Source organism: Streptomyces sp. NPDC000983, from assembly GCF_040299205.1.
Lineage (GTDB): Bacteria > Actinomycetota > Actinomycetes > Streptomycetales > Streptomycetaceae > Streptomyces.
Genome location: NZ_JBEPBM010000014.1, coordinates 68127 through 82740 on the forward strand (window position 1 = coordinate 68127; position 14614 = coordinate 82740).

9 protein-coding genes are annotated in these 14614 nt (G+C 73.6%); 4 read left to right on the top strand and 5 right to left on the bottom strand.

What is annotated here, in order from left to right:
- Positions 1-39: 39 nt before the first annotated feature.
- On the bottom strand, positions 40-1128 hold the full coding sequence (locus tag ABT296_RS18150; RefSeq protein WP_351928362.1) for a right-handed parallel beta-helix repeat-containing protein: 1089 nt from the start codon (positions 1126-1128) through the stop codon (positions 40-42).
- A 344-nt stretch (positions 1129-1472) separates the two neighbouring features.
- Here ABT296_RS18150 and ABT296_RS18155 point away from each other — a divergent pair, with 344 nt between their 5' ends.
- From ABT296_RS18155 to ABT296_RS18165, 3 genes are all read left to right on the top strand, one after another.
- Positions 1473-2921 carry an NHL repeat-containing protein gene (locus ABT296_RS18155; RefSeq protein WP_351928364.1) on the top strand — a complete coding sequence of 483 codons (1449 nt, stop codon included), beginning with the start codon at positions 1473-1475 and terminating at the stop codon, positions 2919-2921.
- Positions 2922-3032: 111 nt separating this feature from the next.
- Entirely contained in the window at positions 3033-3803 is a 771-nt protein-coding gene (locus ABT296_RS18160) for a hypothetical protein (RefSeq protein WP_351928366.1), read from the top strand.
- A 237-nt stretch (positions 3804-4040) separates the two neighbouring features.
- Positions 4041-6461, top strand: coding sequence for a DUF8508 domain-containing protein (locus ABT296_RS18165; protein WP_502977276.1), 2421 nt, complete (start codon positions 4041-4043; stop codon positions 6459-6461).
- A gap of 7 nt (positions 6462-6468) precedes the next feature.
- Here ABT296_RS18165 and ABT296_RS18170 read toward each other — a convergent pair whose 3' ends face one another.
- Genes ABT296_RS18170 through ABT296_RS18180 form a run of 3 tightly spaced genes read right to left on the bottom strand, consistent with a single transcriptional unit; the run spans position 6469 to position 11846 of the window.
- Positions 6469-8697, bottom strand: a complete 2229-nt coding sequence (locus ABT296_RS18170; RefSeq protein WP_351928368.1) for a bifunctional serine/threonine-protein kinase/ABC transporter substrate-binding protein — start codon at positions 8695-8697, stop codon at positions 6469-6471.
- 9 nt (positions 8698-8706) lie between these two features.
- On the bottom strand, positions 8707-10848 hold the full coding sequence (locus tag ABT296_RS18175; protein WP_351928370.1) for a bifunctional serine/threonine-protein kinase/ABC transporter substrate-binding protein: 2142 nt from the start codon (positions 10846-10848) through the stop codon (positions 8707-8709).
- Positions 10848-11846, bottom strand: a complete 999-nt coding sequence (locus ABT296_RS18180) for a hypothetical protein (RefSeq protein ID WP_351928372.1) — start codon at positions 11844-11846, stop codon at positions 10848-10850. Before ABT296_RS18180 ends, ABT296_RS18175 begins: the two co-directional genes overlap by 1 nt.
- A 320-nt stretch (positions 11847-12166) precedes the next feature.
- Between ABT296_RS18180 and ABT296_RS18185 the strand changes: the two genes are divergently transcribed.
- On the top strand, positions 12167-13810 hold the full coding sequence (locus ABT296_RS18185) for an amino acid permease (protein WP_351928374.1): 1644 nt from the start codon (positions 12167-12169) through the stop codon (positions 13808-13810).
- A gap of 20 nt (positions 13811-13830) precedes the next feature.
- Here ABT296_RS18185 and ABT296_RS18190 read toward each other — a convergent pair whose 3' ends face one another.
- On the bottom strand, positions 13831-14577 hold the full coding sequence (locus tag ABT296_RS18190) for a TetR/AcrR family transcriptional regulator (protein WP_351928376.1): 747 nt from the start codon (positions 14575-14577) through the stop codon (positions 13831-13833).
- Between the last annotated feature and the right edge of the window lie 37 nt (positions 14578-14614).

Here is a 14614-nt window from a genome sequence, read left to right on the forward strand (position 1 = left end):
TCGCCTTCCTTCTTCGGGTTCACCGGTGACCGTTGCCGGTCAGCACAGGCCCGCGGGCTTCGAGGCCCGGCAGGAGTTGCCGTCGAACGTGTTGGCGCCGGCGGCCTCGGTGTCGACGAGGTCGGCGGGCGAGTTGCCGGCGAGGGTGTTGCCGCTGATCCGGTTCCGCTCGTTGGCGGTGCCGACGAAGCTCTTGAACAGGACGATGCCGCCGGACAGGGAGGAGGTGCCGGCGTTGTCGCGGACCACGTTCCGGGTGACCAGGGTGTCCTCGGCGCCGGTCACCACGATGCCGGAGCCCTGGAGGGCCTCCAGCCGCGAGTTCGCCGGGCAGGACCTGTTGTTGGCGACGATGCGGTTGCCGCTGACGGTCAGGGCGCCGGTCTTCGGCTTGTTCTCGTCGCCGACGACGAAGACGCCGGCGCAGTTGCCGGTGATGTGGTTGCCGTCGACGGTGAGGTTGCGCAGCCGCCGGACGGTGACCCCGATCCGGTTGCCCTCCAGGTGGTTGCGGGCGACGAGGGTGCCCCTGGTGTCCGAGGCGCCCTGCTCGGTCTTGATGCTGTTGGCGAGGAACACCCCGGCGTCGCCGTTGTCACGGGCGACGTTGTCCCGGATCACCCCGCGCACAGAGCGTTGCTGGGCGATGCCCCACACGCCGTTCTGGACAGCCCTGACATTGCGCACGGTGAGGCGGTCGGTGCCCATGGCGAAGACGCCGGCGCGGGTGAACCCGGTGACGGTCATGGAGGCGATGGTGACGTTGGCGACGTGGCGGTCCTTGGTCCCGATCACACAGATGCCGTTGCCGTCCCCGGCGCAGGTGATGGGGGCCTTCGCGGCCTTGGGCGTGGTGGGGGCCTTGGCGGGGGCCGGCCGGACCACGGTGAGCCGTCCCATGCCGCGCAGGGTCAGGCCCGGGGTGGTCACCTTCACGCTCTCGTGGAAGGTGCCGGCCGTCAGCAGGACGGTGTCTCCCGACTCGGCGGCGTCCACCGCCGCCTGGATCGACTCCCCCGGACGGACCACATGCGTCATGTGGTCGGCGGCGGTCGGCGGGGCGGCGCCGATCCCCGCGCCGAAGACCGCTGCGGTACACGCCAAGGAGGCGATACGAAATTTCTTCATATTCGGCACGCTATGACCTGATGATCCGCGAACGAGCCGGATAGCCCATCGGAGGGCGTGTCAGGTGCGCGGGTGTCCGGCGGGCGAGACGGGCCTTGTCGAGTACCTGACGGAACTGCACACTGGCGGCCATGGGTGATCACGCGTATCTGAGCCGTCGACTCCATGTCGACCTGGCCTACGCGTGCTCGGCGCTCTGTCGCCGCGCGACCGTCTGACGACACCCGACTCCTCCCCGCTGTACGCCACTTCACGGGCGTGCGCCGTCGTGACCCCGTCCGGGTGCCGTAGCGCTCCGCCATGCCCTCCGCACGCCTCACCTCCTTCCGAGAGGACCTGTCCGCATGCCCTCGTTCCGGCTGTCCCGCGCCGGCGTACTCGCCGCCGCCGGTTCCCTGCTGCTCGCCGCCTCGCTCTCCCCCGCCCACGCCACGGCCGAGTCGTTCGGACCGCTCCCGCCGCACAACCCCTACGCCGGCCCCGACGGCACCGCGACCATGCACGGCGACACCGGTTCCTCCGACGCGACACCGCTGCCCGGACCGGGCGCCGGGCCCCTGACCTCCAAGCGGATCGCCCTGCAGTCGGCCTGCCCGACGATTCTGGTGGGTGCCGACGGATACCCGGTGGCCCTGTGCACCCCGATCTTCACCCGGGTCCCCACCGCGCACCTCCTGGACCCCGCCACCGGTGCGTCACTGGCCCAACTGTCCATCGCCAAGGGTTCGTTGCTGGGGGGCGTGTACGCCTATCTCGACCACCGGGACCGGCTCGTCGTGGTCGACGGCGACCGCAGCCTGCTGCGCATCGCCCACCGCAGGAAGGCGGACGGCACCTGGGAGCTGTACGTCGACCGCTCCCTGTCGCTCGCCGGGGCCGTCCCCGAGGGCGACGCGGTCACCGGGCTCGCCCCCGACTGGCAGGGCCGGGTCTGGTTCGCGACCGGGGGCGGGGTGGTCGGTACGGCCGACGACACGACCGGCGCCGTACGGACTCTCGCGCTGCCCGAGGGCGAGCGGGTGGAGAACTCCCTCTCCACCTCACCCGCCGGCACCGCCGTCGCCACCACCCACGCGACCTACCTCCTCACGGCCGGCGCGGACGGCACCCCGGTGCTCTCCTGGCGGCGGGCCTACGACCGGGGCGCCGCCCGCAAGCCCGGCCAGCTCAGCCACGGCACCGGATCGACACCCACGTTCTTCGGCCCCGGTGACGGCAGCGACTACGTCACCGTCGTCGACAACGCCTCCCCCACCGTGAGTCTCCTCGTGTACCGCTCCGACACCGGCGCCCAGGTGTGCTCGGTCCCCGTGCTCGCCTCGAACGGCAGCGGAAGCGAGAACTCCCCCATCGGGGCCGGGCGTTCGGTGTTCGTGGCGAGCACCTACGGCTACCCCTACCCGGCCGTGCCCGAGAGCGCCGGACCGAGCGTGCCCGCCTCCGCCGACTTCACCGGTGGTCTCACCCGCGTCGACGTCCGCGCCGACGGCGGCGGCTGCGACCTGCGGTGGGAGACCTCGGTGCGCTCCTCCGCCGTGCCCCGGCTGTCCACCGCCGACGGCCTCATCCACACCGTCGTCCGCGGTTCCACCGTGTCCGGCAGCGACGCCACCTCGCTCCTCGACCCCTACTACTACACCCAGATCGACCCCGGCACCGGAGCCGTCACCCGGTCCCAGTACCTGGGGCTGTCCTCTCTCTACGACACGCTCCAGATGGTCGGTTCGATAGCGCCCGGCGGTGTGGTGTACCAGGGCACGATCACCGGGGTGGTGCGGATCGCGGCCCGGTGACCGTGCCTCCCCGGTGGAGGAGAACGGCTCGGGCCGGCGCCGGATGTACGTATGGTGGGGACCGCGGCTGGGGAGGTCCCTGGCCGTCGGTGCTTTCGGGAGGAGTGGCGGATGGGTCGCTGGTGGGGGAGAAAGCGGACGGAAACGGTCGAGGAGGCCGTTCCCCCGCCGCGGCGGGAGGACCGCTCCGTACGGGGGACTCTGGCCGGGCGGATCGACGGCTCCGCCGGACCCCGGGCCGTGACGCTCTCCGTGCTCGACGCGGGGCTCGCCCTGGCGGTCGACGGTGACGCGGCGTCGGCCGCTGCCCCCCGGGAGTACGGCTGGGCCGAGGTGACCCATGTGTGGTTCGCCAACGACCTCGAAGGGCACGAGGTCGAGGGCGACGCGGTGAGCACGCGCTGGATCTACGACATACGGCTGGAGTTCACCGACGGCACCGTCGTGGCGTCGCGCCTGGGAGAGCCGCCGGTCGTCACACCCGGCGCGCTCTTCCGCAGCGGCCGGCTCGCCGAGCGTCCCGAGTCCGACATCTGGCCCCTGCTGGCGCACATCAGGACCCACGTCACCGAGGAGCGGCTCGCCGAGGTGGAATCCGCCCTGGCGGCGGGAGGACAGGTCGAGTTCGGCCCCCTGATCGCCACGGCGGACGGCCTGGGCCACGAGGGCACGCTCATACCGTGGCAGGACATCACGGTGCTGCGCTACAGCTTCATCCACGCCGACACCGACCCGAGCGAGATCGGCGCGTTCCTGCGCATCGAGTACCGCGACCCGGACGCCGGCCAGTTCGGGTTCCCCTTCCGGTGGCTGCGGATACCGGCACTGGAGGTACCGGACACGGAGGCGTTGGAGCGGCTCGCGGCACGTCTCCGGGAGTGACCGCGCAGGAAACCGGACCGAAGACGGAGCGAGTGACCGTCACCGGCAAGGCCCGTGCGGTTACCAGCAGTTCACGCCCGGGCTCTTGTCCCGTCATCGTCTACGCGCGTATCTTCACATCCGGATTCACCCAGGGCGCCCGGCGTCGTCCGCCGGCGTCCCCGAACCGCCAACCCTCATGGCCCGGCGCCGTCGCGGTGGCCGGGCCTCGTTCCGCCGTGAAGGAGCGCCGCAAAGGTGCCAAGACCTCACTCCACCCGCCTCGCCCGCCGCACGCTGCTGCGCGCCTGTCTGCCCGCGGCGGTCACCGCGTCGCTGGTGCTCGTCCCCCTGCCCGGCGCGCTCGCCGCGCCCTCCACGGGCGCGGTCATCGCCGAGGTGTACGGCGGGGGCGGCAACTCCGGTGCCTCGCTGAAGAACGACTTCATCGAGCTGGGCAACCCGTCCGGGGCGGCCTTCGGTCTGAGCGGGTACAGCGTGCAGTACCTGCCGGGCAGCCCCGGCGCCGGCAGCCGGTGGGGTGTCACGGCGCTGAGCGGCTCGGTCGCCCCCGGCGGCCGTTACCTGATCGCCGAGGGTGCCGGCGCGGGCGGCACCGTGGACCTGCCCGCCGCCGACGCCACCGGCAACCTGGCGCTGTCCGCCACCACCGGCACCGTGGCCCTGGTCAACGGCACCGAGGCGCTGACCTGCAAGACCGCGGCGGACTGCGCCGCCGACCCGCGCGTCGTCGACCTGGTGGGCTTCGGCACCGCGGTGGTCCGCGAGGGCAGCGGGCCGGTCACCGGCGCCTCCAACACGGCCTCGGTCGCCCGTGCCGCGTCCCTCGCCGACACCGACGACAACGCCACCGACCTCAGCGCCGGCGCGCCCAGCCCGGTCAACGCGGCCGGCGAGGCCCCCGAGGACGGCTCCGGCGGCGGCCCCACCGAGCCCGGCGTCCTGCGCGTCCACGACCTCCAGGGCACCACCCGGCTGTCCCCGTCGGCCGGCAGGACCGTCGCGGGCATCCCCGGCGTCGTCACCGCGGTCCGCGCCTTCGGCTCGAAGGGCTTCTGGATCCAGGACCCGAACCCGGACGCCGACCCGGCGACCAGCGAGGGCGTCTTCGTCTACACCGGCGGCGCCGACCCCGGCGTGAAGGTCGGCGACTCGGTACTGGTCACCGCCAAGGTGACGGAGTACTACCCGAACGGCTCCGGCGGGTCGCAGTCCCTCACCGAACTCACCAACCCCCAGGTCACGGTGGTCTCCTCGGACAACCCCGTGCCCGCCCCGGTGGTCCTGGACGGCTCGAACATCCCGGCCGGGTACGCCCCGGACGCGGGCGGCGGCTCGATCGAGTCCCTGGCGCTGGAGCCCGGCACCTACGCGCTCGACCTGTTCGAGTCGCTGGAGGGAATGAACGTCGAGGTCCGTGACGTGCCGGTGGTGCAGGCCACCGACCAGTACCACGAACTGTGGGTGGACGCCCGCGAGCAGGACCGGCGGTCCGCGCGGGGCGGTGTGGTGTACCTGGGCTACGACCGGCCCAACCCCGGCCGCATCAAGATCCAGTCCCTGGGCGCGGCCGCCGACTTCCCGGTCGCCGACGTCGGCGACCGGCTCACCGGCGCCAGCACGGGCCCGCTGGACTACAACCAGTTCGGCGGGTACACCCTGGCCGCCACCCGGCTCGGCGCCCTCGAAGCGGGCGGACTGCGGCGGGAGGTGACCGGGCGGGCCCTGCCGGGCGAGCTGAGCATCGCCACGTACAACGTGGAGAACCTCGACCCGGGCGACCCGGACGAGAAGTTCGCCGCCCTCGCCGCCGGTGTGGTCACCAACCTGCGCTCGCCGGACATCCTGGCGCTGGAGGAGATCCAGGACAACAACGGCGCCGTCAACGACGGCACGGTCGCGGCCGACGCCACCGTCACCAGGTTCATCGAGGCGATCGAGGCGGCCGGCGGCCCGGTCTACGACTGGCGTTCCGTCGACCCGGAGAACGGCAAGGACGGCGGCGAGCCCGGCGGCAACATCCGTCAGGTGTTCCTGTTCAACCCGTGCCGGGTCTCCTTCACCGACATACCCGGCGGGGACGCCACCACCGCGGTGGGCGTCACCGGCACCGGCAAGCGCACCTCGCTGACCGCGTCCCCGGGGCGGATCGACCCGGGGAACGAGGCGTGGAACTCCAGCCGCAAGCCGCTGGTCGGGCAGTTCCGCTTCCACAACAAGCCGGTCTTCGTGATCGCCAACCACTTCAACAGCAAGGGCGGCGACCAGGGCCTCGACAGCCGCTTCCAGCAGCCGACGCGCAGTTCCGAGACGCAGCGCGGCAAGCAGGCCGAGGCGGAGCGGGCGTTCGTCGCCGAACTGCTGGCCGCGGACCCGGGCGCCCGGGTGGTCTCGCTCGGCGACTTCAACGACTACCAGTTCTCCCCCGCGCTCAACACCCTCACCCGGGACGGGGTGTTGCGCACGCTGGTGAACGAACTGCCCGAGGCGGAGCGCTACTCGTACGTCTACCAGGGCAACTCGCAGGTACTGGACCACATCCTGGTCAGCCCCGGGCTGAAGCGGCAGCACGTCCGCTACGACGTGGTGCACATCAACAGCGAGTTCGCCGACCAGGCCTCCGACCACGACCCCCAGGTGGTCCGGATCAAGCCCTGACGAGGTCTCAGCCCTTGCCCACCTGCCCGTAGCGGCCGAGGAACTCGAAGGCGCCGTCGCGCACTTCGTAGAGGAAGCTCGTGTCGTCCATGTCGAGCAGGCGGGTTCTGGGGTCGAAGCTGATCGTCTTGGCGATGCCCTCGTAGCGCTGGCGGAACAGTGCCTCAACGAGGGCGCCCCGGCCGACCGTGCCCTGACCGTCCCCGCCCCGGCCGACCAGTGCGGTCAGGGTCTGGGCGGTCAGGCCCACCGCGTCGTACGCCTCCGCCGCCCAGGGGGCCGGCCGGGTGCCCCACCGCTCGCGGTGCGCGGTGGCGAACCGGGCGGCGGGCCCGGAGCCCGACGTCGTCGCGGTGGTGCGGGCGGCGCCGAGGACCCAGCCCTCCGCGGCCTCCTCCGCCTCCCGCAGGAACACCGGGTCCATGACCTGCTCGACCGTCGCCCTCGCTCCGTCGAAGCGCGCCTCGGCCAGGCTCCGGGCGACCCGGGCGGCGCGCGCGGGCGAGGTCCCGGCGTAGACGACCGCGCCGGGGTTCTGGGCCAGGGCCGCGGCCACCACCGCCGAGACGTCGTCCTGGCCGGCGTCGAGGTCGTGCACCGTGGTCGTGCCCTCGGAGGGCGGTGCTTCCGCGAGGTCCATGGCCAGGCCCTCGGCGACCGTGCCGCCCGCGAGGTCCCGCACGACCGCGACCCGGTCCACCTCGCGCACGGCGGTCAGGTAGTGGAGCACCGGCAGCGTCTGCATGGCCAGGGTCGCCCGGGTCACGCACAGGGTGGGCTTGACCAGCGGTGACAGGGCTCCGCCGTCGCAGGACACCAGGACCATGGCCGTCCCGGCCGCCGTGTACCGCGGTTCGGCGGCGGTCAGGGTCGCCTCCGTCGTGGGGCCGAGCACGGCGGTGACGGGGGCCGCGCCGGAGAGCAGTTCCCGCGCGGCGGTGCCCGCGCGGCTCGCGAGGCCGCGGTCGTCGGCGGTGCGCAGGGCGAGCCTGAACGGTGTGCCGGCGCGGGCGTTGTGGGCCTCGACGGCGAGCAGGGCGCCCCGGCGGGTGGCCTCCCCGGTCGCCCGGTCGGGGCCCGTCAGGTCGGCGTGCAGGCCGAGCGTGTACAGGGGGCGGGTGTCGGGTTCGTCCGCCGGGGGACGGCGGTTGAGGTACACGGCGCCGGCCGTGCCCGACACGGCGAGCAGCGTGACACCGGCGCCGCCGGCCAGCAGGAGTCTGCGGCGGGTGGTGGTGGCGGGCGGGTCCGGCATCGTCGGGACGGACGTCTGTTCGGTGCGCGGGGGTGGGGCGAGGGCGCGTGCGGAGCGGTCGGCGATCAGGCGCAGCACACCGGGCGGGAGCCAGTCGGAGGTGCCCTCCTCGGGCTGGTCCGCCGGTGTTCCCCAGGACCGCAGTAGGCGCGGGTCGGGGGTCTCCCGGGCTGCCGACAGGGCCGCCGCGACCTCGCCCGCCGTGGGCCGGTCCGCCGCGTCCCGTGCCAGGCAGCGCGTGACCGTCTCCCTCGCGGATGCGGGGAGTTGCCGCAGCCCGTCGAGGTCGGGCTCCTCGTGGACCGTGCGGTACAGGACCGCCAGGGCGTCGCCGCCGCCGAAGGGCGGGCGCCCGGAGAGCGCGTAGGCCAGGACGCAGCCGAGGGAGAACAGGTCGCTCGGCGGGCCCACCTCGTCGCCGTACTGGCGGGTCTGTTCCGGGGAGAGGTAGCCGGGGGTGCCGACGACGGTGTCCGCCGAGGTGAGCGCGGTCGCTCCGGCGCCCCGCGCGATGCCGAAGTCGATCAGGCGCGGGCCGTCCCGGGTGAGCAGCAGGTTGCCCGGCTTCACGTCCCGGTGCACCAGGCCCGTCGCGTGGACCTCGGTCAGGGCCTCGGCGAGCCGGGCGCCGAGGGTGAGCACCGAGGCGGGGGGCAGCGGCCCGCACGCCGTCACGGCCTCCGCCAGGGCGGGGCCCGCCACGAAGTCGGTGGTCAGCCAGGGTTCCCGGGCCTCGGCGTCGGACGCCCTGACCGGCACCGTCCAGCGTCCGGTGAGCCGTCCGGCGAGGGCGGCCTCCCGACGGAACCGGGCGCGGAAGGCCGGGTCGGCGGCGTGTTCCGCGCGGATGACCTTCAGGGCGACCAGTTCGCCGCCGCCGGTACGGGCCAGGTACACGACCCCCATGCCGCCCGCGCCGAGGCGGGCCAGCAGCGTGTGCCCGCCGATCTCGGCGGGGTCCTCCACTCGTAGCGCCTGCATGTCGGGTTCTCAGACTCCCTGGACCGTGAGCGAGTCGGCGTACCGGAAGCGCCCGTCGCGCACGCGGTGGAGGTAGACGTTCTCGGCGTTGAGCCAGCGGCGTTCGTTGAAGGAGTAGGTTCCGGCGATGCCTCGGTAGTTCGCCTCGCCCAGGGCTTCGGTGAGCGCGTCCCGTTCGGGCCGCCGGGCGCCGCTTCCGGCGAGTGCGGTGAGGCGGTCGACGACGAGCCGGACCGCGTCGTACGCCTCGACCGCCCAGGGGCCCGGCTCGGAGCGGTGGCGGCGCTCGTAGGCGGTGGCGAAGTCGCGACCGGCGGGGGCGGCCGGGTCGGAGCAGGACAGCACCGCCTGCCAGCCCTCCGCCGCGTCGCCGGCCGCCGTAAGGAACGCCTCGCCGGCCGAGGAGGGGTCGAGGAAGCGCGGTCCGGTGAAGCGTTTGGCGCGCAGGTACTGGGCGACCTCGGCGGCGCGTTCGGGGGTGCCCGAGTAGTAGATGCTGTCGGCGCCGCGGGCGAGCAGGTCCCGCAGCACGGGGGTGCCGTCGGCGACGGAGGCGGGGACCACCCGGTGGGTGACGGTCAGTTCGGCGATTTTGGCGGGGCCGTGCATCATCTGGGCCGGTTCCCAGCCGGTGATGCGTCCGGCCCGGTCGATGACCATGCCGAGGTGCCCGGCGCGCTGCCGGGTGAGGGCCAGGACGACGCCGAAGGCGGTGTAGCTGTTCAGGGGCGCGGCCCGGAAGTAGTGCTGCGGGCTGCCCATCAGTGCCGTCGACATGGCGCCGATGGACAGCTCGGACACGGTGATCAGCGGGAGCCCGGCGTTCTCGTACAGGTCGACGACCGGCGCGGTGGGCGCGCTCGTCGGGCCGATGACGGCGAGCACGTCCCGGTCCGCGGTGAGACTCCGTGCCGCGGCGCGGGCCCGCCGGAGGTTTCCGCCGTCGTCCTCGACGCGCAGCGCCAGTTCGAACGGCTTGTCGTCGCGGGCGTTGTGCTCGGCGACCGCCAGCCGGACGGCGCGTTCCTGCTCGCGTCCGACCGCCTTCGCCGGGCCCGACAGGTCGGCCTGGACGCCGATCAGCCACTGCCGTTTCCCGCTCACCCGTGCGGTGGCCGTGGTGTCGTCGCGCAGCAGCGCCCAGGCTCCCGCGCCGGCGCCCGCCGCGAGGAGGGCGCCGCCGGCCGCCAGGGCGAGCACGCGTCGGCGGCCGGGGGCGCCGGGTGAGAACCGGGAGGTCTCGGCCCGGGTGGCGTCGATGCCCGGGAGCGCCAGCAGGGCGGCGGCGCGGTCGGCGATCATCCGGACGACGGGGTCGGGGAGCCAGTGGAGGTCCGTGGCGACGGCTCCGGGTGCCAGGGCGGCGTCGGCCTGGGCGGCCGTGGGGCGGGCGGCGGGTTCCTTGGCCAGGCAGCTCTCCAGGAAGGCCCGCAGCGGGCCGTCCTCGATGCCGTGGAGGTCGGGCGCGTAGTGGACGGTGCGGTAGAGCAGGGCTCCGCTGTCGCCCAGGCCGAACGGCGGCCGTCCGGTGGCGGCGTAGGCGAGGACGCAGCCCAGGGAGAAGAGGTCGCTCGCGGGGGTGACCTGCTGTCCGCGCGCCTGCTCGGGCGACAGGAAGCCCGGGGAGCCGACGACCAGGCCGGTCGCCGTCAGGGCGGTCTGGTCGTCCGTGGCGCGCGCGATACCGAAGTCGATCAGGCGCGGGCCGTCCAGGGCGAGGAGGACGTTGCCGGGTTTGACGTCGCGGTGGACGAGGCCCGCGCGGTGGACGGCGTCCAGGGCCCGCGCCAGTACGGCGCCCAGGATCCGCACCGCGCCCGGGGGCAGCGCGCCGCGGGTGGCGACGGCCTCGGCGAGCGAGGGACCCGGCACGAAGGCCGAGGCCAGCCAGGGTGCGGGGGCGTCCGGGTCGGCGGCGAGGACCCGGGCCACCCAGGGTCCGTCGACGCCGCGCGCGGCGTCCACCTCGCGGGCGAAACGGGCGCGGAACTCGGGCTGTTGGGCGTACTCGGGCTGGATCACCTTGACCGCGGCCAGCTCGCCGGACGGGGTGCGGGCGAGGTAGACCACGCCCATCCCGCCGGCTCCGAGCCGTCCCAGGAGGCGGTTGCCGCCGAGGTGCGAGGGGTCCGAGGGCAGCAGGCGTTCCATCAAATGCCCTCCTTCGTGGCGGGGGTGCCGTCGGCCTTCGGCGGTGCGGGGTGCGCGGCGGTTCCTGGGGTGTCCCCGACGCGTCCTGGGGCGTCCCCGGCGGTTCCTGGGGTGTTCCCGGCGCCTCCTGGTGCGGAGTGCGCGGCCGGGTCCGCCTTCGAGCCCGTGTCGTCGACGGGCCGGCCGATCTCCCCCTCGGCGCGCAGCAGCATCCGCGGTACCGGTCCGTTCACCGTCTGGAGGAGTTCCTTCGCCTCCCAGCCCTCGCCCGCGCAGGCGGACATCGACACCACCACGGGCCCGAAGGTGGCCTGTTGGTACTGGTACGGGTAGGGCCCGCCGTCGGTGGGGCTCGTACAACTGCCCATCTCGAACAGGGAGTCCTCGGCGTAGTTGTTGCCGGCCTCGCCCCACACGGAGGCGTTGGAGAACAGGCCGGTCAGCTTCCTGCCCTCGCTGAGGGTCTGTTCGGAGCAGCTCAGCGCCTCCTCCAGCATTCCGGCCTGTTCCCACGCGGCGTCGGCGGTCTCCGGGTGCACGGTGACGGTGACCGTCATCCGCACCGGCCCCTTGTCCTGGGCGGCGGGCAGCTCGAAATGCCGGGTGAGGGTGGCGAGCACGGCCTCGGGCAGGGGTTCGCGCCGCCAGACGCAGCCGTCGTCGAGGACGGACCAGGTCTCCGGGTCGCTCTCGTAGGGTGAGGCGCGCCGGGTGCCGGCGCCGAAGAGTTCGGGTCCGGCGATCACCTCGCGGATCAGTTTCCGCGCCGCGTCCTTGCTGCTCGGCACCTTGGCCGGGTCCGCCTCGACCGTCGGCTCGGGTGCGGGTGCCGGGTCGTCCTCGGCGCCGGTGCCCTCGGTGGGAGCGGGGTTCCCGGTCGCCCCGCCCTTGCTCTCGGAGTCGTTGCCGGTCCGGTCCGCCGTGCAGCCCGACGCCAGCAGCAGCGCGGACACCGCCGCCCCCACCGCACACCGAAGTCCCGTCGACGCGTGCTTCATCTTTCCGCCCCCCGCGGTTCGTTCCCCCGTGCACGGCCGGCCTGGCCGCCGACCGCCTGCAACTCCCCCACCAGCATGCACTGTGGTGGCGCGCGCACATCGCCGGGTCACCGAATCTTGGCATCCCCGCCGACCCGCCGTTCGACGGATGTCAGCCCGGACCCCGAGTGCCTCGGTCCGGGCAGGGCGGGGCGAGAGCAGTCACTAACGGCGGGGACACGGCCGTGACATGCGGAGGAAACCGGACGTCCCTAATTTCTGTCGCCCGACAGGAATTACGCACGGACACGGCGTCTCCCTCCGCGACAGAGGACCCCTCCATGACCGCGACCACCGATTCCACCCCGTCTCCCGCCCCCGGCTCCCCCGACACCCCCAACTCCCCGGCCTCCCCCGGCTTCCCGGGATCGCCCGCCTCCCCCGCCTCCCCCGACGACGACTCGCTCGCCGTCTTCGGCTACCGCCAGGAGCTGCGGCGGCAGATGGGGCGCTACGCGTCCTTCGCCGCCGGGTTCTCCTTCATCTCCGTGCTGACCACGGTCTTCCAGTTCTTCGCGCTCGGCTACGCGTTCGGCGGGCCGCTGTTCGTGTGGGCCTGGCCGATCGTGCTCGCCGGGCAGCTGCTGGTCGCCGCCTGCTTCGCCGAACTCGCCGCCCGCTACCCGATCTCCGGGGCGATCTACCAGTGGTCGACCCGGCTGAGCGGCCCGGTGTTCGGCTGGTTCACGGGCTGGATCATGGTGATCGGCCAGGTGGTGGTGACCGCCGCAGCGGCCCTGGCGCTCCAGGTCGTACTGCCCCCGATCTGGTCCGGGTTCCAGCTGGTCGGCGGCGATCCGGCACCCACCACCGCAACCGGCGCCGCCAACGCGGCGATCCTGGGCATCGTCCTGCTCGCGGTGACCACGCTGGTGAACGCCCTCGACAACCGGGTCATGTCCGCCGTGAACCGGCTCGGCGTCACCGCCGAGATCATCGGCGCGGTCCTCATCGTGGTCCTGCTGTTCACGCACACCGAGCACGGCGGCGGGGTCACCCTCACGACCGGCGGCCACGACGGCATGGCCGCCCTGCTCATCGGCTCGTTCACGGCCGCGTACGTCCTCATCGGCTTCGACAGCGCCGGTGAGATGAGCGAGGAGACGCACAACCCGCGCCGCACCGCGCCGCGGACCATCCTCGGCGCGCTCGCCGCGGCCGGCGTACTGGGCGGGCTGCTGGTGCTGGGCGGAGTCCTCGCCGCGCCCAGCCTCACCGACGGGCGGCTCGCGACGGAGGGCCTCAGCTACGTGCTGACCAGCAGCCTGGGCGACGGCGTGGGCAAGGCGCTCCTCGCCGATGTGGCACTGGCGATCGTCGTGGCCACGCTGGCCATCCAGACCGCGGGTTCCCGCATGCTGTTCTCGATGGCCCGCGACGGCATGATGCCCTGCTCCGCGCGGCTGGCGAAGGTCTCGCCGCGCACCGGGATGCCGGTCGCGTCGTCCCTGGTGGTCGGGGTCCTGGCGGCCTCGCTGCTCCTGCTCAACCTGGCCTCGCCGGAGGCGTTCCTGGCCATCGGCACCACCTGTATCGCCATGCTGTACCTGGCGTACGCGGGAGTCACCGGTCCGATGCTGGTGCGCAGGCTGCGCGGACGCTGGCCGGCGACGGACGGGGAGGGCCGCGACGAGCTGGGCCGCCCCCTGTTCTCCCTCGGCCGCTGGGGCCTGCCCGTCAACGTACTGGCCGTGCTCTACGGGCTGTTCATGGTGGTCAACCTGTCCTGGCCGCGCGCGGCGGTGTACGACCCGGCGGGCGGGCACTGGTACTTCCAGTGGTTCACGGTGCTCTTCGTCGGCACCGCGGTGCTGGCCGGGGCGGTGTTCCTCCGGCGGCGCGGCACGGTCGTACGGGCGGCGGCCTCGGACGGTGCCGCGTCCGGTGAGCCGGTCGAGGCGGTCGAGGCGGCCGCGCGGTTGTGACCGCCTAGGCCTAGCGTCAGTCAGTCCCGCGCCGCGAGGAGTTCTTCCGCCTCGCGGCGCAGGCGTGCCTGGGAGCGCCGGGGCACTCCGGCGACCCGCAGGGCCGCGTCGGCGGTCGCCTCGGCGAGGGTGCGCGGGTCGCGGCCGGGGTCGGCGCGCCGGATGAGGATCACGCTCTCGGTGAGGCCGAAGACGAGGTCGGTGACGAGTGCGAGGGCCTCCTCGTCCGTGGGCGCCTTCTCGGCCACGGGAGCCTTCTCGTCCACGGACGCCTTCCCGTCCGTACGGGCTTCCCTGTCCGGGCCGATCGTCGCGAGCAACTCGCCGTAGCAGAACTTGAGTTCGGAGCGGATGCGGTGGAAGTCGGCGAAGGACTCCGCCTGTACCTCGGGGAGGAGGTAGAGGGCGCCCAGGTTGTGGGGGCCGCCGCACAGCAGCAGGACGTCGGAGTGGCACAGCGCCCACAGGCGGGCCCCGGCGCTCGCCCCGGTCCGCGCGACCAGTGTCCGGGCGATCTCCAGTGAGGGGCGCACCGTGCCTTCGAGCAGGGCCGCCAGGATCGCCTCCTTGCCGTCGAAGTAGTGGTAGAGGGACGCCTGTCGCAGGCCGGCCCGTTCGGCCACCGCCCGGGTGGAGGTCGCGGTGTAGCCGTGCGTGGTGAACAGCTCGGCAGCGGCGGCCAGCACCTCGTCGCGCGGTTCGAGACCGCTGGCGGGGCGGTCCTGCGCGCGGGGGCGGCCGACTCTTCTGCTGGTGCGCTGGCTCATCCCTTGATCCTCGCACGGGCCCACCTCGTCACCCCGG